The organism is Cupriavidus plantarum (assembly GCF_905397285.1).
Taxonomy (GTDB): domain Bacteria; phylum Pseudomonadota; class Gammaproteobacteria; order Burkholderiales; family Burkholderiaceae; genus Cupriavidus; species Cupriavidus plantarum.
This window is the reverse complement of the sequence record NZ_CAJPUX010000005.1, coordinates 280,950-303,851: the sequence shown is the minus strand read 5'-3', so window position 1 is coordinate 303,851 and position 22,902 is coordinate 280,950. Positions and strand designations below refer to the sequence as shown.

The window sequence follows — 22,902 nt, the reverse complement described above, 5'->3', positions numbered from 1 at the left end:
CCTGATTCAGGGTGCGGGACGGCGGAAGAACACCGTCACCTGGCCGACTTCGAAACCGAACTTGGTGACGCGCGCGCGATTGATCATCGTGCGGTCGTCAACGAGCACCATCCAGTCGTCGAACTGCACGTCGTAGGTCTTGTCATCGACGGGCAATTGCAGCGTGTACCGCCAGCGCAGGACATTGCCCGCGGCCTGGCCGCTGGCGCTCCCCACGACATCGGGGGCGGTGCCTTGCCAGCTGCCATCGGCGGCGCGCGTCAGGGTCCATGTGCGATGCTGCGTCGTGCCGTCGCTGTAGCGGAAGTCCTCTTCCAGCACGAAGCGCCCATCGCGCTCCTGTCCCTGCAGGTCGACGTGGAAGCGCTTGACGATCTCGCCGCTCCGCTTCTGGAACATGCCCCATGCCTCCGTGCGCCCCGCGAAGAAACGGGCAACGTCGAGGGGCGGTTTCTGGTCGGCGTAATGTGCGACGTCCGGCGCCGAGCATGCCGCGCAGAGCGCGGCGACGGCGATGACGCCCAGAATGGCAACGCGTTTCATGAGGACATCTCCTGAGCCCGATACCGGGCGGAGCGAAGCAGCGCCATCGCGGCAAGTTTGAGCACGCACGGAAGGCCGGCGTACATGAACGCCAGCGCGTGGCCCGCCGAGCCGGTTGCCGGGGTTCCCGGCTGGTAGCCCAGCCATGAGAGAACGGGCAGCGTCAGCCCCGCGATCGCCAGGCATAGCTTGGTCAGCAGCGTCCAGACGCCGTAGTAGACGGCAGGCCCCTCGCCCGCGGGAATGCGCGTGGCCAGCAGGACGGGAGGCAGCGCGAGATCGGCGCCGACCGCCAGACCCGACATGGCACAGATGAGCACGAACGGCAGGATGCTGCCTGGCTCGAGCAACGCCGCCCAGACGAAGGCGACGACGGCGAGGGCCATGGCCAGCCGCCACGCGTGCATGGCGCCGATGCGGTGCGCGATGTGAACCCATGCGGGCAGACCGGCCGCGCCTGCCACGAAATACAGCGTCAGGCAGGGGGCGACCCACCGCGGCGCCATCAAACGATCTTCGATGAAGAATATTGCGAGCGTGGCGGGAATGGCGACGGCGATGCCATTCAGAAAGTAGGGGGCCAGCAGCGCGCGAAAGCCGCGATTGTGCCGCACGGCATGCCATGGTTTTGGCGCGGCGCCCGGCGGGGCGGCTCTCGCGTTCCAGGGTGAGGCCAGCCGGAAAAGCAGCCACAGCGCGGCGATGAGCAGCGCGGCGAATAGCGACGCAAAGGAGGTCATCGCCAGGCGCGCGTCGGTGCCGGCGATCGCGATCAGCGTGGCCGGTATCGCCGTGGCAAGCAGCACGCCAACGAGGCCCGCGCCCTCGCGCCATGCGGCGGCGCGAGCCAGCGTATCGTCGTCGCCGAGACGCGCGGCCCATGCGAGGTAGGCGATGTTGATCAGGCTATGGGCGAGGTAGACCGCGACGAGCGTGGCGGCGAGCCACGCCGCCAGCCAGGCATCGCCGGAAACGGGCGGCAGCCAGAGCGCGGCGAAGGCCACGACGAGGCAGAGCGCGGCGCATCCCATCACGGGCGTCAATGCATGGCGGCGCGCCAGCTTGTCCACCCACAATCCAAGCAGCGGGTCTTGCGCGGTATCGATCAGTCGCGCCGCGAAGAGGACGATACCCGCCAGCGACAGCGACATGCCCATTTGCGTGGTGTAGTACGCCGGCGCCTGGATGTAGACGGGCAGGGCCACCATGGCGAGCGGCAATCCTAGCGCGCCATAAGCAGCAAGCCGGCTGGCGGTGGGCGCGGTCATGACGGCAGACCCAGCAGATGCCTGCGCAGCGCCGGCGCGCGCGTGGACGGATCGAGCCAGATGGAAAAGAATGCGCGGGCGAGCGCGGCATCCTCCAGTGCGCCAAGGGCGCGATCGCCCGCGTAGAAGCGCGCGCCCTGGCCGGGATGATAGACGCCGGTCAGGACGTCGCCGGCGCGCACATCGGGCAGCACGCGCGACAGCGCGGCGCGCCACTGGTCCAGCGTGGCTTCCGGAATCGTCCCCGCGGCGAGGCGTTTGATCTCGTCCATGCTCGTATCGGTGAGCCGTTCGCCCGCGATGCCGCGGGCGTAAGTCAGTCGCAGCGCCAGCGGCGTATCGAGCGTGACGGGAGTGTGTGCGGCCCAGAGCTGCGCCGTATAGAGGCGGATGCCGAACCAGCGGAAGTCGCCTTCGCCCACCATCCGGATGTCGGCGCGGGCGTCGGCGGTACCCGGCCATGCGTCGCGCCACGCCTCCGCGCGCGCGGCGGTCATCGTCGCCATCATGGCGATCGTCGCCATCAGGGCGATCGCCGTGCGGGGTGGGCGGGGGTAGCGCACGTCAGCCCTCGCGCGTGAGCAGGAACTGCATGACGTCGGTGCGGCCCTCGTCGAAGCCCGCCTCGCAGTAGCAGAAGTAAAGATGCCAGAGCCGCAGGAACGCCGCGTCGAATCCCTGCGCGGAGACGTCGTCGCGCCGTGCGTGGAACGCCTGACGCCAGCGCCGCAGCGTCTCGGCGTAGTCGGGACCGAAGGCCAGCACGCGGCGCGCCGCGAGCCCGGAGCGCGCCGCGACGCGGGATAGCCGCTCGGGGCTCGGCAGCATGCCGCCCGGGAAGATGAACTCGCGGATGAAATCGCTGCTGGCGCGATACGCGTCGAAATGCGCATCGGCGATCGTGATGGTCTGGATCACGGCCTGCCCGCCGGGACGCAGGCAGCCGCGGACGATGTCGAAGTACTTGCGCCAGTAGGGCTCGCCCACGGCTTCGAACATCTCGATCGAGACGACGGCGTCATAGCGGTCGCCGCGCGCGGGGAGGTCGCGATAGTCGCACAATGCAAGATCGATATGGTCACCGAGGCCCGCTTCCGCGACGCGCTCCCGCGCCAGCGCGAGCTGCGCGTTCGATATCGTGACGCCACGCACGTGGATGCCGCGGCGCGCGGCATGCATCGCGAAGCCGCCCCAGCCGCAGCCGATCTCGAGCACGCGCATGCCGGGCCGCAGCTGCAGCGTCTCGACGATATGGGCGTACTTGGCTTCCTGCGCGTCGTGCAGCGTCCGGCCGGAATCGCCGTCGAACAGCGCCGCGGAGTAGGACCACGTGTCGTCGAGCCACAGCGCGTAGAACGGATTGCCGAGGTCGTAGTGCGCGTGGATGTTGCGGCGGCTGCCGCGCGGCGTATTCCGGCGGAGCAGATGGCGCAGCTGATACCAGCGGCGGGAGAGCCATGTGCCGACGATCGTGCGCGGCAGCACGGACTGGTTGCGCATGGCCACGCGCAGCAGCGCCGTCACGTCGGGACTATCGACCCACTCGTCCCGCCATGCCTCCGCAAAGCCGATGTCCCCCGCGCGCAGGATCCTGCCGCATGCGCGCCAGTCGCGCAGCGTGAGCCGCGCGCCGGGGGCGGCATGCGGATCGCCGAAGATCGTCTCGCGGCCGTCGGGCAGCGTGACCACGAGGTGCCCGGTGGTCAGGCGAGTGAGCATGGCCAGGAATGCGCCGGCGGCGATCGGCATGTCGCCGAGGCGAGACTGCACGCGGAGGCCGGAGGAGGAACGGTTCATGGGCGGAGATCGTTTGGCAGAAAATTGGACACGGGTTCGGCTGCGGACGCGGGCGGGGGCGCCGGCATTGACGCCGGCAGTGACGCCGGCATTGACGTCATCTGGGCGATGCCGGCCTCGGCCCGAGCGGGGGCCGCGGCGCGCGATGCGGGCGGCTCGCTGCCATGGAACGGCACCCCGCGCACCCACAGCCGCAAGGCCTGCCAGTGAATGCGCGCCGTGACGGACAGCGTCACCCAAGGCTGCCGCAGCAGCGCGGCAAGCATCGCGCCACCGGTCAACGGGCGCTTGTAGCCAGCCATCGACGTGCGGAGCAACAGACCGTCATCGTCGAAGTAATCGATGCCGACGAACGACGTCCCGGCCGTCTCGCGCAGGTGAAACCCATAATGTCCGCGCACGTCATTGAACGGCGACACATGCAGGCATTTGCGCGTGGCGAGCACGGTCGCCTCGCCGATCGGTCCCAGATCCGGTGCCGTGACGAGGTACGCGTGCCGTCCGCCGAACGTGTTGGTCACCTCGGCCACCAGCGCGCGCAGGGCGCCATCGCGATCGTGGCAATACCAGAAGCTGACCGGATTGAACGCATACCCGAAGACGCGCGGAAACGTCTGCAGCCAGATTTCCCCGTCATCCGGCAGCCCCGCGCTGCGCAGGCGCGCGCGCATCCAGGCCGCAAGGTCGGTGCCATCGCGCGGGCCATAGTCGGCCGTGCGCAGGCTCACGATGCGCGCGCGGTTCACGCCGAACCACCAGCGCTCGAGCCGGGGCAGCGCATCGAGGTTCACGCGCAGGCAGAACACGGGATAGACGAAGCGGTTCCGCACCGGCCGCAAGCGGTCGTGCATCACGCGGGAGGCGAGCAGCCACGCGATGGGTGTCATCGTCGCGCTCATCGTCGCGCTCATAGTCGAGCCCACGCAGGCAATACGCCAAAGTCACCGGCCACGCGCAGTGCGGATTTCAGGCCGTCCTCATGGAACCCATAACCGGTCCATGCGCCCGCGTACCACGTGCGGCGCTCGCCCTGCAGGGCGGGCAACGCGCGCTGCGCGGCAATCGCCTGCAGGTCGAACAACGGATGCTGATAGTGGAAGCGGCGCAGCTCCGTGCCCGGCGCGGGCTCGCGGAAGGCGTTGAGCGTGACCACCACCGGGGTGCGAAATGGCAGCGGCTGAAGCTGGTTCACGAGATAACTCACGCAGACCGCGCGGGAGGTCTCGTCGCGCTGGCCGCCAAGGTAGTTCCACGCGGACCACACGCGCGGCCGCCGCGGCAGCAGCGTGGGGTCGGTATGGAGGATGGCGACGTTCGGCGCGTAGCGCACGGCGCCGAGCACCGCGCGCTCCGCGTCGCTCGCATCGGCCAGCATGCGGAGCGTGTCGGGCGCATGGGTGGCCATGACGAGGGCATCGAACCGGGAGGTCCCTTCGTCCGTCATCACGCTGACGCCGTCGTCGTCGCGCCGGATCGCGCGCACGGGCGTCCGCAGCCGGATATCGCCGAGCGCCGCCGTCATGCGCCGCACGTAGGCGCGGCCGCCCCCGGCGACCGTGCGCCATTGCGGGCGATTGGCGATCTGGAGCAGGGCGTGGTTCAGGCAGAAGCGCAGGAACGTGGCCGCCGGAAAGCGCAGCACGTCGGCGGCGGCGCACGACCAGATCGCGGCGGCCATCGGCAACAGGTAGTGCTGCTGGAACGGCTGGCCATAATTGCCCGCCACGAGCAGGTCGCCAAGCGAGCAATGCGTGCTTTCGGCATGCGCGAGGTGGCGCCGCGCCGCGCCGTTGAAGCGGACGATGTCGCGTAGCATGCCGAGGAAGGTCGGAGAGAACGCGTTACCGCGCTGGGCGAACACGGTGTTGAGGCTCGTGCCGGCCCATTCCATGCGGCCCTGGTCCATCGACACCGAAAACGACATGTCGCTCGCGTGGGAGGCCACGCCAAGCTCGTCGAACATCGCGATGAGGTTCGGATAGGTGCGCTCGTTGAACACTAGGAAGCCGGTGTCCACGGGCGCGGTATGCCCGTCAAGCGTGACGTCCACCGTATTCGTATGCCCGCCAAGGTAGTCGCCCGCCTCGAACAGCGTGACGCGATGCTGGCGCGACAGCAGCCACGCGCTGGCCAACCCTGAAATGCCGGCGCCCACGACCGCGACGCTTTGTCCCTGTTTTGTGTTTTGAAAGGCTCTCACGACCCACCATCCTTTGTGCTTTTGTTCTTTCTGGCGCCCTTTGGCACTGCGAGTGCTAAGATAAGACTACCGCTTCGGAAAGAAGACTACTACATAGTAGCGAGATTTACTAATGAGTATTTTCGGCAGGCTCAGTTTCAAGGATCAGGCGTTTCAATTGCGCGAGGACGCGATCCTGGACGCGGCGACGCGCATCCTGGCTGGCAAGGGGTTCGATCTGATGACCATGGACGACGTGGCCACGGAGGTCGGCATCTCCAAACCAAGCCTCTACAAGCACTTCAAGTCGAAAGACGCGCTGGTGGGCGCGGCGATGATCCGTCTGATCGACGGCGCGCTGTCGTTCCTCGAGGAACTGCCGGCCGATCTCGATGCGGTGGGGCGCCTGCGGGCCCTGCTGGAGTGGGCGTTGCGCGTGCGGCTTCAAGGTGGGCTGCCGTTCCTACCGTCGACCAGTCCGGGTGTGCGGGACATGCTGACGCGCAACGTGGGCTATGTCACCCGGGTGCTCAAACTGAACGGCCAACTGAAAGGACTCGTCGCCAAAGCGAAGGCGGCCGGCGCGCTAGACGCGAGCCTGCCCGACGACGTGATCCTGTTCAGCTATTACTCGCGGACGTGCGATCCGGCGGTGGAGTACCTCCGGATCTACGCGAAGCTCGACGACGAGGCGATCGTCTCGCACATGCTGGACGTGTGCTTTGGCGGAATCGGCGCCCAGAAACGGTCCCGATAGCGGACCGGATAGCGAACCGGATAGCGAACCGGATAGCGAACCGGATAGCGAACCGGATAGCGAACCGGATAGCGAACCGGATAGCGAACCGGATAGCGGCCGTTACGCCGCGGCCGCCAGCTGCCGCATGCGGGCGGCTTCCTCGCGCAGGAACTGCTGATAGTCGTCCAGATCCCCGTCGAACGGTTCGACGCCGCCGCGGGTCACCAGCCAGAACTCGTCGCACACGGCGCGCAGCAGCGCGCGATCGTGGCTCACCAGCATGACGGTGCCTTCGAACTCGTTGAGCGCGATGCCGAGCGCCTCGCGCGTGGCGAGGTCGAGGTGGTTGGTCGGCTCGTCGAGCAGCAGCAGGTTGGGGCGCTGCCACACGATCATGCACAGCACGAGGCGTGCCTTCTCGCCGCCGCTCATCGTGCCCACCGCCTGATGCACCATGTCCCCCGTGAAGTTGAACGTGCCGAGGAACGTGCGCAGCGATTGCTCCGTGCCGCTCTGGCCGGGCGCGCGCATATGCGGCGGCGTGTCCTTGGCCAGGCGGATCATGTGTTCCATCGGCGTATCGTGGGGCCGCAGCACGTCGAGTTCCTGCTGCGCGAAGTACCCGATGTTCAGGCCCTTGCCTTCGCTGATCTCGCCGGACGTGGGCGCCAGCGTATGGGCGAGCGTTTTCACCAGCGTGGACTTGCCCTGGCCGTTTGCGCCAAGGATGCCGATTCGCTGGCCCGCCTGCACGGAGCGGTTGATGCCCTTCACGATGATCGTGGGCGGCGTGCCATCCGGCGAACCGTCGGGCGCCGGATAGCCGAAGCTGGCGTCCAGCATCGATAGCAACGGGTTCGGCACGTTCATCGGCTCCTTGAACTCGAAGCTGAATTCCGCGTCGGCCAGCACCGGTGCGATCTTCTCCATGCGCTCGAGCGCCTTCACGCGGCTCTGCGCCTGCTTGGCCTTCGAGGCCTTGGCCTTGAACCGGTCGATGAACTTCTGCAGGTGAGCGATCTTCTCGGCCTGTTTCGCCATGGCGGCCTGCTGCAGCACGAGCTGCTCCGCGCGCATGTCCTCGAACTTGCTGTAGTTGCCGCCATAGCGCACGAGCTTGGCGTTGTCGACGTGGACGGTCACCTGCGTCACCGCATCGAGGAATTCGCGATCGTGGCTGATGACGATGAGCGTGCCCTGATAGCGCTTGAGCCAGGCTTCCAGCCAGACGAGGGCGTCGAGGTCCAGGTGGTTGGTCGGTTCGTCGAGCAGCAACAGGTCCGAAGGGCACATGAGCGCACGCGCGAGTTGCAGGCGCATGCGCCAGCCGCCGGAGAAACTGTTGACGGGCTGGGTGAGCTGCGCGCCGCTGAAGCCGAGGCCGAGGATCAGCGCCTGTGCGCGGGCGGGCGCATCGTGCGCGCCCGCGTCGTGCAACGCCATATAGGCGTGCGCCATGCGCATGCCATCTTCGGTTGCCTCGGCGGCGGCGACTTCGGCCTGGGCCGCGAGCAAGACGGTATCCCCCTCGACCACGAAGTCCGTCGCGCTCTGCTCGGTTTCGGGCATGTCCTGCGCAACCTGCCCCATTTTCCAGGCGGCCGGAATAGAGAACTCGCCGCTGTCTTCGTGCAGGGAGCCATTGAGCAGCGCGAAGAAAGACGACTTGCCCGCACCATTACGGCCCACAAGCCCGATCTTTTCGCCGGGGTTGAAGGTGACGGAGGCGCGGTCGAGCACGGCATTGACGCCACGGCGCAGCGTGACATTGCGGACGGTAATCATGAGGGGACGGCTTCGGAGGGGAGTCGCATGATAGCCGAACCGGCCGCCCCAGGGTTGTCGCCTCCATCCGGCCGCCTCCATCCGGTCGCCCCTATTCCGTCCCGGGCTCGGGTGGCGCCGTCAGCACCACCTCCCTCGCCGTGGAGAGGTCTCCCGTGTCCAGCCGCACGACGTCCGTGGCCAGCAGCTTGTGGATCCGCCACATGGGAATGATTTCGATGAGCGCCTCTGCCTCCGTGGGCGAGAGTTCGCAATACACCGGGGTTTGATTGAAGACGGAACGAACGATACGAAGCTGCGCGCCGAGTGCCAGAAGCTTAACAAGGCGCCTTTGCGGAACAGACAGTGACATGCAACCAAAATCGACAAGGGGAGGAGAGATATAGGGTTTTACCTAGCTTTGTCTTTTTTGGAGAGGATCGCCTCGTTGATGACTCGAACATACCGGGCTAAAGGAGGGGGAGGCTGAGCAATCCGTTACCCGTCCTGCCTTGGCAGGTAACCGCCTCAGAAACCTGTCACGTTGTGAGGTGCCGGCGGCGGCCGTTGCCAGTCCCCCGCGCCGCCGGCAAAAGCATCATATGAGCCCCGTCAGCGCGAAGGCCCCCGCCACGACGATGGCGATTCCGGACAGCAGCCGCAGCGGATGCCGCTGCCAACGATGGCGGACCGAGACGGGCATGTTCATGATGGATTCCTTCAGCGGGCGGGTTGCTCCGGATCGCCGGAACCGTCGAGGTCGTCATCGGCCTTGCCGAGATCGGCCCCCGTCACGGGATCGCTGTTGACGTCCGACTCGGCGCGCATGGCGAACGCTTCCAGCGTGGACTGCTGGTCGGGTGGCAACTGCACCGTGGCCAGGCCGTCGCCGCCGTCCACCGCGGGGGGCGGATCTTCCACGAATGCGAACGTGCTGTCCGCGTTCCAGGGCCCGCGCATCGCTTCGCCCTGCGACATCTTGAAGTAGACGCTGGCAAAGCGGGGATCGCCGGGAATCTTGCCCGGAGGAAAGTTCGGCGTGATCGAATACAGGGCCTTCTCGAACGACTTCTGATGGGAAACCTCGCGCGTCATCAGAAAGCCGAGAGCCTCCTGCACGCCGGGGTCGTCGGTCACGTTCATCAGGCGCTCGTAGATGATCTTTGCGCGCGCTTCCGCGGCAATGTTCGAGCGGAGGTCCGCGGTCGGCTCGCCGATGGTGTCGATATACGCGGCGGTCCACGGTACGCCGGCGGAGTTGATCAGCGCGGGGCCGCCGCCATACAGCAGCTGCGTCACGTGGCTGTCGTTGCCCGCACCCTGCAGCGAACGATACAACTCGGCTTCCTGCTGCACGCCTTCGGCAAGATCGCCCTTGGCCCCGCGATTCAGCATGCCGATGATCGAGCCGATGATCTCGAGGTGGCTCAATTCCTCGGTGGCGATGTCGAACAACATGTCCTTGCGGCCCGGATCTTCCTCGGCCAACGCCTGCGTGAAGTAGCGGCACGCCGCGGCGAGCTCGCCTTGCGGACCGCCAAATTGTTCCAGCAGCAGATTGGCGAGACCGGGATTCGGCTGCGCGACGCGAACCGTGTACTGCAAACGTTTGTTGTGAACGAACATGGCGGATCTCCTTATGGCGGGGTGTGTCGCAGAGACCCGATCTGCAACGAGTGTGCCGGGAAGACCCGCGGCGACGGCTCGTACGCCGGAATCGCAGGATAGTGGCGGCATTCGGCGCAAAGCGGCCGCACCTTGCGTGCGCGTGACCGTGCGGCGGGAGCCAGCGGGATCGTGTAACCCGTGCATCGCGGACGACGGAATTTGCATGACCCGCATGATGCAAGTTTCAAAAAAAATGCCCGTCACGCATGACGGGCAAATCGATTTAGGACCAAAAAGAAACCCACTCGGTCTTGCAGCGGGTGATGCGCATTCTAGGGTCGGAAAATCGATCCATGAACTGTTCGATTTGGTCGCATTTTGGAGCACCGTCCGCGTGGCCATCCGCGACGGTTTGGCGTGCCCGCCTCATAGACTAGAGCGATGCGTCGCTATCACGGCGTGCCAACGGAGAACGTCGAAGTGAGTCAGTACATCAGAGTATTCCTTCTCGCGGTCGTGATCGCGGTCTCCGGCGCGACGGCTCGGGCCGATCAACCCAGACGGGTGGATGTGCTGCTGATCGGAGGCGGCATCATGAGCGCCACGCTTGGCATCTGGCTGAACCAGCTCGAGCCGGGATGGTCGATGCAGATGATCGAACGGCTCGACGGCGTGGCGAAGGAGAGTTCCGATGGATGGAACAATGCCGGCACCGGCCATTCCGCGCTCGCGGAACTGAATTACACGCCGGAGCGCAGTGACGGAACGATCGATATTTCCAAGGCGATCGAGATCAACGAAGCCTTCCAGATTTCTCGCCAGTTCTGGTCCTGGCAGGTCAGGCAGGGCGTGCTCAGGAATCCGCGATCGTTTATCAATTCCACGCCGCATATGAGCTTCGTCTGGGGTGACGACAATGTTCGCTATCTGAAAAAGCGCTATGACGCGCTGCAGGCGAGTCCGCTATTTCGCGGGATGGAATATTCGGAGGATCCCGCTACCATCGCGAAATGGGTGCCGCTGATGATGGAGGGGCGCGATGCCGGCCAGAAGGTCGCGGCCACGTGGACGCCCATCGGCACCGATGTCAATTTCGGCGAGATCACGCGGCAGTTCGTGGCGCACCTGACCGCGCAGCCGGGCTTCACGCTTTCGCTGTCGAGCGAGGTCAAGGACATCGACCGCAACGACGATGGCACCTGGCGCGTGAGCTACGCGCCCACGCGGGGCGGAGAAGAGACCGAAGTCGATGCCCGGTTCGTGTTCATCGGCGCGGGCGGCGGGGCGTTGCACCTGCTGCAGAAGTCGGGCATTCCGGAAGGCAGGAAGTATGGCGCGTTTCCCGTCGGCGGATCATTTCTTGTCACGGACAAGCCGGGCGTGGTCGAACGTCACCTTGCCAAGGCCTATGGCAAGGCGTCGGTGGGCTCGCCGCCGATGTCGGTCCCGCATCTGGACACGCGCGTGCTCGATGGCAAGCGCGTCATCCTGTTCGGCCCGTTCGCGACGTTCTCGACGAAGTTCCTCAAGCAAGGCTCGTACTTCGACTTGATGACCAGCACGAACTTCCACAACGTCATGCCGATGGTGCATGTCGGCGTGGACGAGTTTCCGCTCGTGCAATACCTCGCCGGCCAGCTGATGCAGTCCGATGACGATCGCTTCCATGCGCTGCGCGAGTATTTCCCGGAGGCGCGCAAGGAGGACTGGCGCCTGTGGCAGGCGGGCCAGCGCGTGCAGATCATCGAGCGCGACGAGAAGAAGGGCGGTGTGCTCAAGCTCGGCACCGAGATCGTCAGCGCGCGGGACGGCTCGCTTGCCGCGTTGCTGGGCGCGTCGCCGGGCGCCTCGACGGCGGCGCCGATCATGCTCACGCTGCTGGAGCGCGTGTTCAAGGACCGCCTGGCCACGCCGGCGTGGCAACAGAAGGTGCGCCAGATCGTGCCGAGTTATGGAACCCGGCTCAACGACAGCCCGGCGCGGGTCGCCGAAGAATGGCGGTACACCGCCGGCGTGCTGCAGCTGACGCCGCCGCCCCCCATCGACGTCAGCAGGCCGGCGGAGCCGGGGCCGTCCGGGCCCCCGAGGCGTTCCGTGCCAGCGCCCGCGAAGGCGGACCCCGATATGGCGCTGTAGCGGAACACCCGCCCTGCCGCCTGGACGGCGCGGTTCAGTAATCCCACTGCACGGGAACAAACCGGTAGCCCGTGTCGGTCCTGGCGACGTGACCGATCGAGGGGAACGCAACGTGCGCGGCCGCCAGCATGGAACCCGTCCGCGCGGCTTCCTCGAACAGCTGGATGCGCACGTCTACCGCGCCTTCGGGGTCGTGCTCGAACCCGTTTTGCCATTCGGGATGCTCGAATCCCACTTCGAAGATCGCATCGCCGGCGAAGGTCAGCTTCTCGCCGTTCGAGGCCACATCCACCACGCAATGGCCCGGCGTATGGCCGCCCGTCACGCGGGCGGAGACGCCCGGTGCGACTTCCACGGTCTTGTCGAACGGGACAATGTGCTCCCCATAGAGCTCCACGAACTTCGCGGCGGCCTTGCGCAGCGCCGGCGGAACCGTTTCCGGCATGACCGTCTTGCTGAAGTCGGGGTTTTTCCAGAACTCGACTTCCGCCGCGGCGACGTGGATGCGCACGTCGGGACGCAGCTTCGCCTTGACGCCATCGTTATTCAGGCCGCCGACATGATCCATGTGCATATGCGTGACCACGATGTCCGTGATGGCGCGCAGATCGATGCCCGCGGTTTCGAGCCGCATCACGGACTGCCCCGCACGCGTGAAGTACTCGAAGCCGTCGCCCACGCCGGAATCGACGAGGATCAGCTTGTCGCCGCTGCGAATGAGCGCGATGTTGAGCGCCCAGTCGAACATGTCGCGTTGCAGGAAGCGGTTGTCGAACCATTCGTTACGATCCGCTTCGCTCACGTTGGTGGACATCGTCGAGGTGGGCAGCGGCAACACGCCATCGCTGATCAGCAGGACGTCGACATCGCCCACGCGCACGGCGTAGCGGGAGGATACGAGTTCACCGAAGCCCTCCTTGCCGATGGGGGCAAGGACGGGCTGCACATTGTGGGTCGTCTGGCTCATCTTCAGAATCCTGTTCAGTCAGTGGGTGCAACGGATTCTAGTAATGGGAGCCACGTTCCAGTAGGGTGCTGGAGGCCTTCAGTATGTTGTCATGGAAGCGACAATCGGCGCGCCGCATGCCGCGCGCGCGTGTTCGAAGAACGATTGAATCAGGCTCGCGCATGGCGACGTGCGACGCCACAGCACGCCGAACCGCCGCGGCTCCGATGGCACCGGCAAGTCCAGCTTCGCGACCTGCAGGCGTGCCGTGAGCGGCGAGGCGATATCGGGGACCAGCGACACGCCGAGCCCGCGATCGACCATCATCGCGATGGCGAGCAGCGAACTCAACTCGAAGCGTTCGGCCGCGGGAACGATGCCGTTTGTACGCAGATAGTCGTCCGCCTGCCTGCCGCCGCCGAGACTCCGGTCGTAGCGAATGAGCGGGCGCGTCCGGAGCAGTTCATGCGGATCGGCTTGCCGGTCACGCGCACGGGCGAGCACCACCAGCGGCTCCTGCCGCAACAGCTCCCATGCGAACGTCTTGGGCAAGGCAAAGGGCGGATGCAGGCAGACCGCCGCATCGAGCTCGAGTTGCTTGACCGCGTCGAACAATTCGGCCGACGTGGCCGACCGGATATGGACCGACACGTCCGGATGCGCATGGGTGAAGCGTGCGAGGGCGTCGGGCAGCAGGCTGTGCAGCGCCGTATTGATCGTGCCGATGCGGAGCTCCTTCAGCTCCTCGGCCTGATTGACCCAGGCACGCAGCTCGTCCACCTGGCCGAGCAGGCCCACGCAGCGTTCCGCGAGCCGGCGGCCGGACGCCGTCGGCGCGACGGTGCGGCCCGCGCGGCCCAGCAGGGTGGTGCCGAGCTGCCGCTCCAGTACCTGGATTTGCTGCGAGACGGCCGCGGGTGTGACGTTGAGGCGCCGGGCGGCCTCGGCGAGCGTGCCGGTTTCGACGACCAGCGCGAAAGCGCGCAGATAGTTGGTCTCCATGAAGGGGGTTCCATATAGCGGGGCTACATAGATTTTCTATGGTGTGAAGGTAGAAAAGTATAGTTTATCTTGCGGATGGCTTTAGGCAAACTCGCTCTCATTCGAAGCAAGTCCACAAAGAGGGAGCATTGCCATGAGGAGCAAGCTGTTCGTCCCCGGCTCGCGGCCGGAGTTCTTTCCCAAGGCCTTCGCCAGCGAGGCCGATGGTTTGTCCTTCGACCTCGAAGACGCCGTCGCCGAAGACCGCAAGGCGGAAGCGCGGGAGCTGCTGTCCGGGATGCTGCGGTCCGATATGGCCCAGACCTCGCGCAAGACGCTGATCGTCCGCGTCAATGGCGCGGACACCCCGCACTTCGAGGCCGACCTCGCCGCGGTGGTCGTGCCCGGCCTCGACGTCATCAACCTGCCGAAGCCCGAGACCGTGGAAGACGTACGCCGCGTGGCCGACGCGATCGCGCTTGCCGAGCGTGCCAATGGGTTCACGGGCAACGATGCGCCGGTCCGGCTGCTGCTCAATATCGAAACGCCCGCGGCGCTGCGGCGCGCCGCCGAGCTGGCGACCGCGCATCCGCGCGTGGCCGGCCTCCAGCTAGGTCTGGGCGACCTCTTCGAGCCGGCGGGCATCCATCGCCGGAACACCGGGGCGATCGCCAACGCCATGTTCGCGGTGCGCATGGCGGCCGCGGAGGGCAACGTCTACGCGTACGACACGGTGTTCGCGAATATCCGTGACGCCGACGGGTTTCGCGCGGAAGCGGAGATGTCGCGCCAGCTCGGATTCCTCGGCAAGAGCTGCATCCACCCGACACAGATCGCGCTGGCCAATGACGTCTATCGTCCGTCGGACGAGGAGCTCGCGCATGCGTTGCGCGTGATCGACGCCGCGTCCCGTGCGGAAACCGATGGCATCGGCGCGTATGTCGTGGACGGCAAGATGATCGATCCGCCGTTCGTGCAGCGGGCGCAGGCGATCGTCGAGACGGGCAGGCGGCTGGGCTTGATTCCCGCCTGATTCAAGCCCGATCTCTTGCTGATCGCGCTGTACCCCATGACAAGAAAATCCGGAGACAACACCATGACTCGCCCGTCTTACTCGTCTTGCCCGCCTTGCGTAGCGTATGGAATCGCGGCCTTCGCTTGCCTCGCCGCGGCGACGCTGGCCGCGCCCGCCTATGCCGCGGAGGCCTACCCCTCGAAGCCGATCACGATCGTCGTGCCGTACCCGCCGGGCGGTTCGAACGATATCTTCGCGCGCATCGTGGCGAAGGAGATCGGAGAGGACCTGAAGCAGCCGGTCATCATCGACAACCGTCCCGGCGCCAGTGGCAACACGGGCACGTCGATGGTCGCGAAGGCGGCGCCGGACGGCTATACCCTCGTGGCGGTCTCGTCGAGCATGACGACGAATGCCGCGGTCCAGACGAGACTGACGTATGACGCGGTGAAGAGTTTCGCGCCCGTCGCGATGGTCGCGCAGGGGCCGTTCATCGTCGCGGTCAGCAATGCATTGCCGCCCAGGACGCCGCAGGAACTCATCGACCTGATCCGGAAGAATCCCGGCAAGTACAACTACGCATCGTCTGGCCCGGGCAGCGTCAACGAGTTCGGCACCGAGCTGCTCAAGGCGAAGGCGGGCAAGCTGCAGATCCAGCACGTGCCCTACAAGGGCATGGGTCCCGCCATCACGGACCTCATCGGCAACCAGACCCAGCTGCTGATCTCGAGCGGCCCGTCGCTGCTGCCGATGGTCCGCGCGGGCAAGGTGCGCGCGGTGGGCATTACGAGCGCAAAGCCGAGTCCCATCGCACCGGACCTCGCGCCGATGGCGAGTGCGGTCCCCGGCTATGAATTCGAACTGTGGTGGGGTTTCCTCGCGCCGGCCGGCACGCCCGCGCCGATCGTGGCGCAGCTCAATGCCGCGGTGAATCGCGCGCTGGAGAAGCCCGCCATCCGTAACGCGATCCTCAAGGAGGGCGCGGAAGCAAAGCCGGTCACGCCGCAGCAGTTCACCGAGACGATCGCGGCGGACGTCTCGCGCTGGAAGGCGCTGGCGAAGGAACAGAACATCGTTGCCGACTGACGATAGCCGAAACGGTAGCATCGACCGAGGAGCATTGCATGAATACCGAACATGTCTTCAGCGCGGCGCGCAAGGGACGTCCGGGCCCGCTGAGCGGCGTCAGGGTGCTGGACCTGAGCGCTTATATCGCGGGCCCCTATGGATGCTCGCTGCTGGCCGATCAGGGCGCCACGGTCATCAAGGTGGAGCCGCCCGCAGGGGACAACCTGCGCAAGTATCCTTCGACGCTGGAGACGGAGAGCCGCGCGTTCCTCGGCGTCAACCGCAGCAAGTTCGGTGTGGTGCTCGACCTCAAGCACCCCGGGGACCTGGAGCGGCTGCGCGTGCTCGCCAACGAGGCGGACGTGCTCGTGCACAACTTTCGCCCAAGCGTGCCCGGTCGGCTCGGCATCGCCTACGAACAGCTGAGTCAGACCCATCCGCGTCTGGTCTACTGCGCGGTGAGCGGCTATGGCGAGACGGGCCCGCTCAAGGACAAGGCGGGCTACGATCAGGTCCTGCAGACGATGACGGGCATGTGCACGCTGCAGGGGAAGAAGGAGGGGCCGCCCGAGATCCTGTATGGCTCGATCGTCGATTATTACGCGGCCTCGCTGGTGGCGGGCGCCGTGGCCTCCGCGCTCTACGAGCGCGAGAAGAGCGGGCAGGGCCAGTACGTCGGCGTCTCGCTGTTGCGTTCGGCATTGACGATGCAGTCGGCGCGCATGATCTGGGCCGATTCGGAACCGCGGGACGTCGGGCGCGACATGCGGTCGGGGGGGATCACGGGCATCCATCCGACGCGGGAAGGGTATATCTACATCTCCGCCAATACACCGCACTTCTGGCAGGCGTTGTGCGAGAAGACGGGGCTCTCCCATCTGCTGAAAACCGATCGTTACGACTCGGTGCGCAAGCGGGCGCAGCATCATGACGAAATCGTGCCCGCGCTGCATGCGGCGTTGCGCGAACGATCGGCCATGGAATGGGAAGCGATCTTCGGCGAGGAGGTCCCGTGTTCGGCGGCGCGCAGCGTGGAAGACATGTTCGACTTCCCGCAGGTCATGGCGGAGGACATGATCGCGACGTTCGAGCATCCGGTGGTCGGCCGGTATCGCGGCTTCACGCGCCCGGTGAAGTTCGGTCGGACGCCGGGGCCCGACCCCTTTGCCGCGCCCACCCTCGACCAGCACGGCAGCCTCGTGCGCGAAGCTGCCGACCGGCTGAAGGCAGCCGCGGGGTCGGTTGAATGACCGATCCCCTCCGTCGCGGGGGGCACGGTATAGTCGCGATGGTTTCATTCAAGTAGGTATGCGGATGCCCTCCGGGGATGTCCCTCCCTGAGTCGCGATGAAAGAGAAGATTTACCGCGGGCGCCATCCGCTTCGCGTTTTCGATGTCGTGAAGGCGCTCGCGTTCGTCGGCGACCTGAGCATGGGTCAGCCGACGAATCATTCGCTGCGCACGGCGTGGCTGGCCGTCCGGCTGGCGCACGTGGCTGAGCTCGATGCCGCCGCGCAGGCGGCGGTGTGCGAGGCGGCGCTGCTGCGCTGGTCCGGCTGCACCGCCAACGCGGGCGATTTCTCCGACGTGTTCGGGGACGACATCGCCGTGCGCGTGGCGATGCTCGAGGGGCGGCCGGAAGCAATCCGGCCCGTGGCGGACGTGGCCAACATGGGTGTCGTACTGCGGCCGCTCGCGCAGATCCATTGCGAGGTCTCGGCGGAGGTGGGCCGCTTGCTGGCCCTGTCGTCCGCGACGGAAACGACGCTGCGCCATATCCTCGAAGCGTGGGATGGCAGCGGGCAGCCCGCCCAGCTGGCGGGGGATGCGGTGCCGGCCACCGTGTCCGTCGTGTCGATAGCGGGCGATATCGAGGTCCTCGGTCGCACCTACGGCACGGAACAGGCACTCGCCAGAATTCGCGAGCGTGGCGACAAGCGCTATCCCGCATCGCTGGCGGCCCTCGCGGCGCGCCACGCCGCCGACTGGCTCGCCGAACTCGAGGGCAGTTCTCCCGCGACGCTCGACATGGCGCTGAGCACGCCGCGGATGGCGCTGACAACGCCAGCCGACCTGATCGCGGATGTCATCGACCTGAAGCTGCCATGGATGACGGGTTTCTCCCGCGCGGTGGCCGCGACGGCAGCGCAGGCGTTCGGACGGCTGTCGTCGGACAAGGCCGCGCAGGAACGCGTGTATCACGCGGGTTTGCTGCACGGGCTCGGCCGCGCCTCGGTACCCATCCAGATCTGGAACATGACCACCCATCTGCCCGCCAGCGCGTGGGAGACGCTGCGGCTCGTGCCCTACTGGACGTCGCGCGCCGGCCAGTGGGCGGGCCCGCTCGGCGAGGCCGCCACGCTGGCGTCGTTCGCCTACGAGCGCATCGATGGTTCGGGCTATTTCCGGGGCGCGCGCGATCAGTCGCTGTCGACCGAGGCGCGCGTGCTGGCGGCGTCGGTGGCCTGGGTAGCGATGCGGTCCCCGCGGCCATGGCGCGCGGCGATGCCGGCCGATGCCGCGGCCCAGCAGTTGCGCGAGGACGTGCGGGCGGGGCGGTTGTGCGGAGAGGCCGTCGATGCGCTGGTGTCGGGCGGCGCCGGTATCGCCCGGCCGGCCGCGGAACGCACGGAAACCCGGCACCTGCTGTCGCCGCGCGAGTCCGATGTGTTGCGCGCCATCTCGCGCGGCGCGACCAACAAGGAGGCCGCGCGCGAACTGAACCTGAGCCCGAGCACCGTGGCGACGCACGTCGAGAGCGTGTTTCGCAAGCTAGGCTGCACGACGCGGGCGGCGGCGACGCTCAAGGCTTCGGCGATCGGGCTGCTATGACGCGCAATCACCCTCCTGGCGCTCCCGTCGCCGCCTTGCTGCATGCCGCCGCCGAGCGGGCCACGGCCTACCTCGGCGCGGTGGCGGGCCGCTGAAATTTTTTGACTTTATAGTCTACCAACTAGTTGGTTGAGTAGGCTGCCATGGAACGATCCGGCGCATCGTTCCATGCAATCCTCCGAATCCGCGCCAGGCTAAGGAATCCAACATGACAGTCTCACGACTGAACAAGGCAATCACCGGCACCCTCGCGGGCCTGCTGCTCACGATCGGCGCCATGGGTGCCGCTCAGGCCGCGGACCAGACCGTCCGTGTGCGCGGCACCGTTACCGCGCTCTCCGGGAACGAGCTCCAGGTGAAGTCCCGCGAAGGGCAGCCCCTCACCATCAAGCTCGCCGATGGCTGGGCGGTGTCTGCCGTGCAACGCGCGAGCATGAACGACATCAAGCCCGGCGACTTCGTCGGCATTGCCTCGCTCCCCAAGGCGGAGGGCGGCGACGGTGCGCTGGAAGTCCTGATTTTCCCGCCCGCGCTGCGGGGACGCGGGGAAGGCAGCTATGGCTGGGATCTCAAGCCCAACAGCACCATGACCAATGCCACGGTGGGCGATGCGGTGAAGTCGGTGAACGGTAGCGTCGTGACCGTCAACTATCACGGGCAGGAGAAGAAGATCTCGATTCCGAACGGCACGCCGGTGGTAACGCTGGCGCCCGCGACGGCCGAGGACGTGAAGCCCGGCACCGTCGTGTTCATTCCCACGCAGAAGGATGCGGCGGGCGGGTTGTCCGCCGCACAGCTGATCGTCGGCAAGAACGGCGTCGTCCCGCCGATGTAATCAGCGTTCTTCGCGGCTGTTTTTTTCGGTAGTTCTCTCCCCCCGGCTGGCGCGGGCTGCCAGCCGGCTCAAGGCCTTCCCATGGACTCCTCGAGCAATCATCGATTCGTCGCGCGGCACGCCGTCGTGGTGCGCCTCACGCATTGGGCAAACGTCGTTTGCCTCTCCATCCTGCTGATGAGCGGGCTGAAGATCTTCAACGCGCATCCTCGCCTTTACTGGGGCAAATATGGCGCGGACGCCGACCATGCCTTCATCGCCGCGTCCGCGTTCCCGTCATGGCTGACGATCCCGTCCTATCAGGACCTCGGCGCCGGCAGGCACTGGCACTTCCTGTTCGCCTGGCTGCTGGTGATCAATGGGCTCGTCTATCTGGCCTACGGACTCTGGCGCGGCCATATTCGCCGCGACCTCGTACCGGATGCCGATCAACTGACGCCGCGGCATCTGTGGCATGAGGTGCGGGATCATGCCCGGCTGCGATTCCCGAAGGGGGAGGCGGCGCGGCGCTATAACGCGTTGCAGAAGATCGCCTACCTCGCCGTGGCATTCGGCCTCATCCCGCTGATGGTCCTGACGGGCCTGACGATGTCGCCCGGCCTCGACGCGGCGTTTCCCTTCCTGCCCGATCTCTTTGGCGGGCGCCCGTCCGCGCGCACGCTGCATTTCCTCACCGCTTCGTCGCTCGTGCTGTTCGTGGTCGTGCATGTGGCGATGGTGGTGCTGTCCGGGTTCTGGAACAACATGCGTTCGATGTTGACGGGACGCTATGCCATCGAATACACGGAGGGCGACCGATGAGGTTCGACCCCAGACGCCGGCGCCTGTTGACGGGCATGATCGCCACCGCGGGCGCGAGCGTGCTTGCCGGCTGCGACCGCATGACGCAAAGCGAGTCGTTCGGGGCCGTTCTGCACGATACCGAGAAGCTGACGATGGCGAGCCAACGGCTGCTCCTTTCGCGCAAGACGCTCGCGCCGGAATACACCCTCGCCGACCTCTCGCCCGTCTTCCGCGCCAACGGCACGCAGGCGCCAGACTCGGAAGACTACAACCGGCTGCTCGACGGCGGGTTTGCCGACTGGCGCCTGAAGGTGGACGGGCTGGTCCAACAGCCGCTGAGCCTGTCGCTTGCGGACCTGAAAGCCTTGCCGGCCCGTACGCAAATCACGCGGCACGACTGCGTGGAAGGCTGGAGCGCGATCGGCCAATGGCAGGGTGTCAACCTCGGCCGCATTCTCGATCGAGCGGGCCTGAAACCGGGCGCCCGCTACGTCGTCTTCCACTGCGCCGACGAACTGGAGGCGACGTTCGATGGAAGCGGCCGGTACTACGAGAGCATCGACCTGCTCGACGCGTACCACCCGCAAACCATCCTCGCCTACGCGATGAACGGCAAAGACCTCCCCGTCGCCCACGGCGCGCCGCTACGGCTTCGCGTGGAGCGGCAACTGGGCTACAAGCAGGCCAAGTACCTGATGCGCATCGAGGTCGTGTCGTCGTTCGACAAGCTGTGGGGCGGCAAGGGCGGCTATTGGGAAGACCGCGGGTACGAGTGGTACGCGGGGATTTGACAAACGACGAACGAGGAACGAGGAACGAGGAACGGCGGCGCGCGCCGGGTCAGGCTGGTCCAGCGGCGCCGATCGTAAAGTCCGCCATCGCCGACCAGTCCCGGGCGCCGAGTCCGGCGGCGACGGCCTCGGCCATGCGATCGTGGACGGCGGCGAGCATGGGGAGCGTGCGGCCGGTGTCGGATGCGGCTTCCGTGGCGAGGCGGAGGTCTTTCAGGCCGAGGGAGGCCTTGAAGCCCGGGTCGTAGTGGTCGCCGGCGATGTTTGCGGAGTAGACCTGGTACGAGCGGCTGCCGAACAGGGTGTTGAGGATCAGGTCGAAGAACCGCGCGCGGGGCAGGCCGTTCGATTCCGTCAGGACGACGGCCTCGGCCATCGCCTCGATGGCCATGGCGATCATCATGTTGCAGGCGACCTTTGCCGCGTTGGCCGTGGGCGGCTCCGCGCCCATGTCCCAGACGCGCTTGCCGATGGCGGCGAACACCGGGCGGACCTTTTCCATGGCCTGCGGCGCGCCGGCAGCCAGGATATTCAGTTCGCCAGCGGCGGCGACATCCGGGCGGCCCAGGACGGGCGCCGAGATGTAGGCGATGCCGGCCGTGGCGTGCTGTGCCACGAGCTCGCGGGCGAATTGGACGGAGATGGTCGCCATGACGATATGCACGACGCCGGGACGGGCGCGCGTCAGCACCCCCGTCTCGAGCAGCACCTCGCGGATCGCGTGGTCGTCGGAGAGCATGGTCAGCACGGCGTCCGCCTGAAAGGCGTCCTCCGGCGACGCGACCATTGTGACGCCCTCCACTGCGCCGCCCGAGCGGTTCCAGGCGTTGACCTGATGCCCGGCGCGCACGAGGTTGCGCGCCATCGCCCGGCCCATCGCGCCCAGGCCGATCATGCCGATTTTCATGCCTTCCATGGCGATATCCTTGAATTAATATAGCGATCACTATATATTTCACCGTACGAGATCGCAAGGAATTTATATAGTGAACGCTAAATTAATCGCGCCAACGCAGGGAGCATCCAAGGCGGCACGCGGCCGTCCGCGGGCGTTCGACCCGGAGGCGGCATTGGCGGAGGGCCAGCGGCTGTTCCATGCCTATGGCTACGACGCCGTGGGCCTGAGCGCGCTGACCGAAGCGCTCGGCATCAAGCCCCCGAGCTTTTACACGGCCTTCGGCAGCAAAGCAGCCTTCTTCGAACGTGTCCTGGAGCGCTATGCGAGCACGGAGCTCGTGCTGGCCGACGTCCTGCGCACCGACCTCGATCCCGCCGCGGCCCTCGCGGACCTGCTCGAGCGTGCGGCGCGACGGTACGCGCGCGATCCCGCGCGCCGGGGGTGCCTCGTGCTCGAATCCGCGCGCGGCAATGACGACAGCGAGAGCGCCGCCATGGCGCGCCGCATCGCGGAACGCCGCCGCGATCAGGTCCGCCGCTTTATTGCCGCGACGCATCCCAGGCAGGCCGGTGCCGTCACGGACTACGTGGCGCTGGTGATGTCCGGCTTGTCGGCGGGGGCGCGCGAGGGGATGAGCGTGACGAGGCTTCTCGCCGTCGCGCGCGCGGCCGCGGAATCCGTCAGGCTCCTGCTGGGCGAAGCACCCGTTCACGGTTAGC

The 22,902-nt window shown here is 66.6% G+C and carries 21 protein-coding genes; 10 read left to right on the top strand and 11 right to left on the bottom strand.

From position 1 onward, the window contains the following. Positions 1 to 6: 6 nt before the first annotated feature. The 6 genes from KHP16_RS21425 to KHP16_RS21400 are packed head-to-tail and all read right to left on the bottom strand — an operon-like array spanning position 7 to position 5,808. Positions 7 to 543 (bottom strand): DUF3833 domain-containing protein, encoded by a 537-nt coding sequence (locus KHP16_RS21425; protein ID WP_109583908.1) that lies wholly within the window; start codon positions 541 to 543, stop codon positions 7 to 9. After that, entirely contained in the window at positions 540 to 1,811 is a 1,272-nt protein-coding gene (locus tag KHP16_RS21420) for an MFS transporter (RefSeq protein WP_211961083.1), read from the bottom strand. The genes KHP16_RS21425 and KHP16_RS21420 overlap by 4 nt, the downstream gene beginning before the upstream one ends. After that, positions 1,808 to 2,335 (bottom strand): chalcone isomerase family protein, encoded by a 528-nt coding sequence (locus tag KHP16_RS21415; RefSeq protein ID WP_244835937.1) that lies wholly within the window; start codon positions 2,333 to 2,335, stop codon positions 1,808 to 1,810. Before KHP16_RS21415 ends, KHP16_RS21420 begins: the two co-directional genes overlap by 4 nt. Before the next feature lie 40 nt (positions 2,336 to 2,375). Next, a complete protein-coding gene (locus KHP16_RS21410) occupies positions 2,376 to 3,608 on the bottom strand; it encodes an SAM-dependent methyltransferase (protein ID WP_373561956.1) in 1,233 nt (410 codons plus the stop codon). Next, a complete protein-coding gene (locus tag KHP16_RS21405) occupies positions 3,605 to 4,507 on the bottom strand; it encodes a DUF1365 domain-containing protein (RefSeq protein ID WP_309136565.1) in 903 nt (300 codons plus the stop codon). Before KHP16_RS21405 ends, KHP16_RS21410 begins: the two co-directional genes overlap by 4 nt. Before the next feature lie 8 nt (positions 4,508 to 4,515). Continuing rightward, positions 4,516 to 5,808: an NAD(P)/FAD-dependent oxidoreductase gene (locus KHP16_RS21400; protein ID WP_211961082.1), complete on the bottom strand. Its 1,293-nt coding sequence runs from the start codon at positions 5,806 to 5,808 to the stop codon at positions 4,516 to 4,518. A gap of 112 nt (positions 5,809 to 5,920) precedes the next feature. On the opposite strand from KHP16_RS21400, the gene KHP16_RS21395 reads away from it, so the two are divergent. Next, the gene (locus KHP16_RS21395) at positions 5,921 to 6,544 is read left to right on the top strand and encodes a TetR/AcrR family transcriptional regulator (RefSeq protein ID WP_211961081.1); all 624 of its coding nucleotides are present in this window, start codon (positions 5,921 to 5,923) and stop codon (positions 6,542 to 6,544) included. Positions 6,545 to 6,646: 102 nt separating this feature from the next. Here KHP16_RS21395 and KHP16_RS21390 read toward each other — a convergent pair whose 3' ends face one another. Then, positions 6,647 to 8,311 carry an ABC-F family ATP-binding cassette domain-containing protein gene (locus KHP16_RS21390; protein WP_109583912.1) on the bottom strand — a complete coding sequence of 555 codons (1,665 nt, stop codon included), beginning with the start codon at positions 8,309 to 8,311 and terminating at the stop codon, positions 6,647 to 6,649. Positions 8,312 to 9,010: 699 nt separating this feature from the next. Continuing rightward, positions 9,011 to 9,916 (bottom strand): manganese catalase family protein, encoded by a 906-nt coding sequence (locus tag KHP16_RS21385; protein WP_211961080.1) that lies wholly within the window; start codon positions 9,914 to 9,916, stop codon positions 9,011 to 9,013. Between the two features lie 423 nt (positions 9,917 to 10,339). Here KHP16_RS21385 and mqo point away from each other — a divergent pair, with 423 nt between their 5' ends. Further along, the gene (mqo, locus tag KHP16_RS21380; protein ID WP_211961079.1) at positions 10,340 to 12,034 is read left to right on the top strand and encodes a malate dehydrogenase (quinone); all 1,695 of its coding nucleotides are present in this window, start codon (positions 10,340 to 10,342) and stop codon (positions 12,032 to 12,034) included. A 34-nt stretch (positions 12,035 to 12,068) separates the two neighbouring features. Here the strand turns inward: mqo and KHP16_RS21375 are convergent, their stop codons facing one another. Further along, a complete protein-coding gene (locus tag KHP16_RS21375) occupies positions 12,069 to 13,001 on the bottom strand; it encodes an MBL fold metallo-hydrolase (protein ID WP_109583915.1) in 933 nt (310 codons plus the stop codon). 78 nt (positions 13,002 to 13,079) lie between these two features. Continuing rightward, positions 13,080 to 13,982, bottom strand: a complete 903-nt coding sequence (locus KHP16_RS21370; RefSeq protein WP_115954276.1) for a LysR family transcriptional regulator — start codon at positions 13,980 to 13,982, stop codon at positions 13,080 to 13,082. A gap of 133 nt (positions 13,983 to 14,115) precedes the next feature. Between KHP16_RS21370 and KHP16_RS21365 the strand changes: the two genes are divergently transcribed. From KHP16_RS21365 to KHP16_RS21335, 7 genes are all read left to right on the top strand, one after another. Then, positions 14,116 to 14,994 (top strand): HpcH/HpaI aldolase/citrate lyase family protein, encoded by an 879-nt coding sequence (locus tag KHP16_RS21365; protein WP_211961078.1) that lies wholly within the window; start codon positions 14,116 to 14,118, stop codon positions 14,992 to 14,994. A gap of 63 nt (positions 14,995 to 15,057) precedes the next feature. Beyond that, a complete protein-coding gene (locus tag KHP16_RS21360; RefSeq protein WP_211961077.1) occupies positions 15,058 to 16,062 on the top strand; it encodes a tripartite tricarboxylate transporter substrate binding protein in 1,005 nt (334 codons plus the stop codon). Between the two features lie 38 nt (positions 16,063 to 16,100). After that, entirely contained in the window at positions 16,101 to 17,294 is a 1,194-nt protein-coding gene (locus KHP16_RS21355) for a CaiB/BaiF CoA transferase family protein (protein WP_121492359.1), read from the top strand. A gap of 97 nt (positions 17,295 to 17,391) precedes the next feature. Continuing rightward, complete coding sequence (locus KHP16_RS21350) at positions 17,392 to 18,876, top strand: HD domain-containing phosphohydrolase (protein ID WP_211961076.1); 1,485 nt, start codon at positions 17,392 to 17,394, stop codon at positions 18,874 to 18,876. Between the two features lie 208 nt (positions 18,877 to 19,084). Further along, positions 19,085 to 19,711, top strand: a complete 627-nt coding sequence (locus tag KHP16_RS21345) for a hypothetical protein (RefSeq protein ID WP_109583922.1) — start codon at positions 19,085 to 19,087, stop codon at positions 19,709 to 19,711. A gap of 81 nt (positions 19,712 to 19,792) precedes the next feature. Continuing rightward, complete coding sequence (locus KHP16_RS21340) at positions 19,793 to 20,512, top strand: cytochrome b/b6 domain-containing protein (RefSeq protein ID WP_244835936.1); 720 nt, start codon at positions 19,793 to 19,795, stop codon at positions 20,510 to 20,512. Continuing rightward, positions 20,509 to 21,285 carry a molybdopterin-binding protein gene (locus KHP16_RS21335; protein ID WP_121492363.1) on the top strand — a complete coding sequence of 259 codons (777 nt, stop codon included), beginning with the start codon at positions 20,509 to 20,511 and terminating at the stop codon, positions 21,283 to 21,285. The genes KHP16_RS21340 and KHP16_RS21335 overlap by 4 nt, the downstream gene beginning before the upstream one ends. A gap of 49 nt (positions 21,286 to 21,334) precedes the next feature. On the opposite strand, the gene KHP16_RS21330 is transcribed toward KHP16_RS21335, so the two are convergent. Beyond that, positions 21,335 to 22,192, bottom strand: coding sequence for an NAD(P)-dependent oxidoreductase (locus KHP16_RS21330; RefSeq protein ID WP_211961172.1), 858 nt, complete (start codon positions 22,190 to 22,192; stop codon positions 21,335 to 21,337). A gap of 79 nt (positions 22,193 to 22,271) precedes the next feature. On the opposite strand from KHP16_RS21330, the gene KHP16_RS21325 reads away from it, so the two are divergent. Beyond that, a complete protein-coding gene (locus tag KHP16_RS21325) occupies positions 22,272 to 22,901 on the top strand; it encodes a TetR/AcrR family transcriptional regulator (RefSeq protein ID WP_244835935.1) in 630 nt (209 codons plus the stop codon). The last annotated feature ends 1 nt before the right edge of the window (position 22,902 follow it).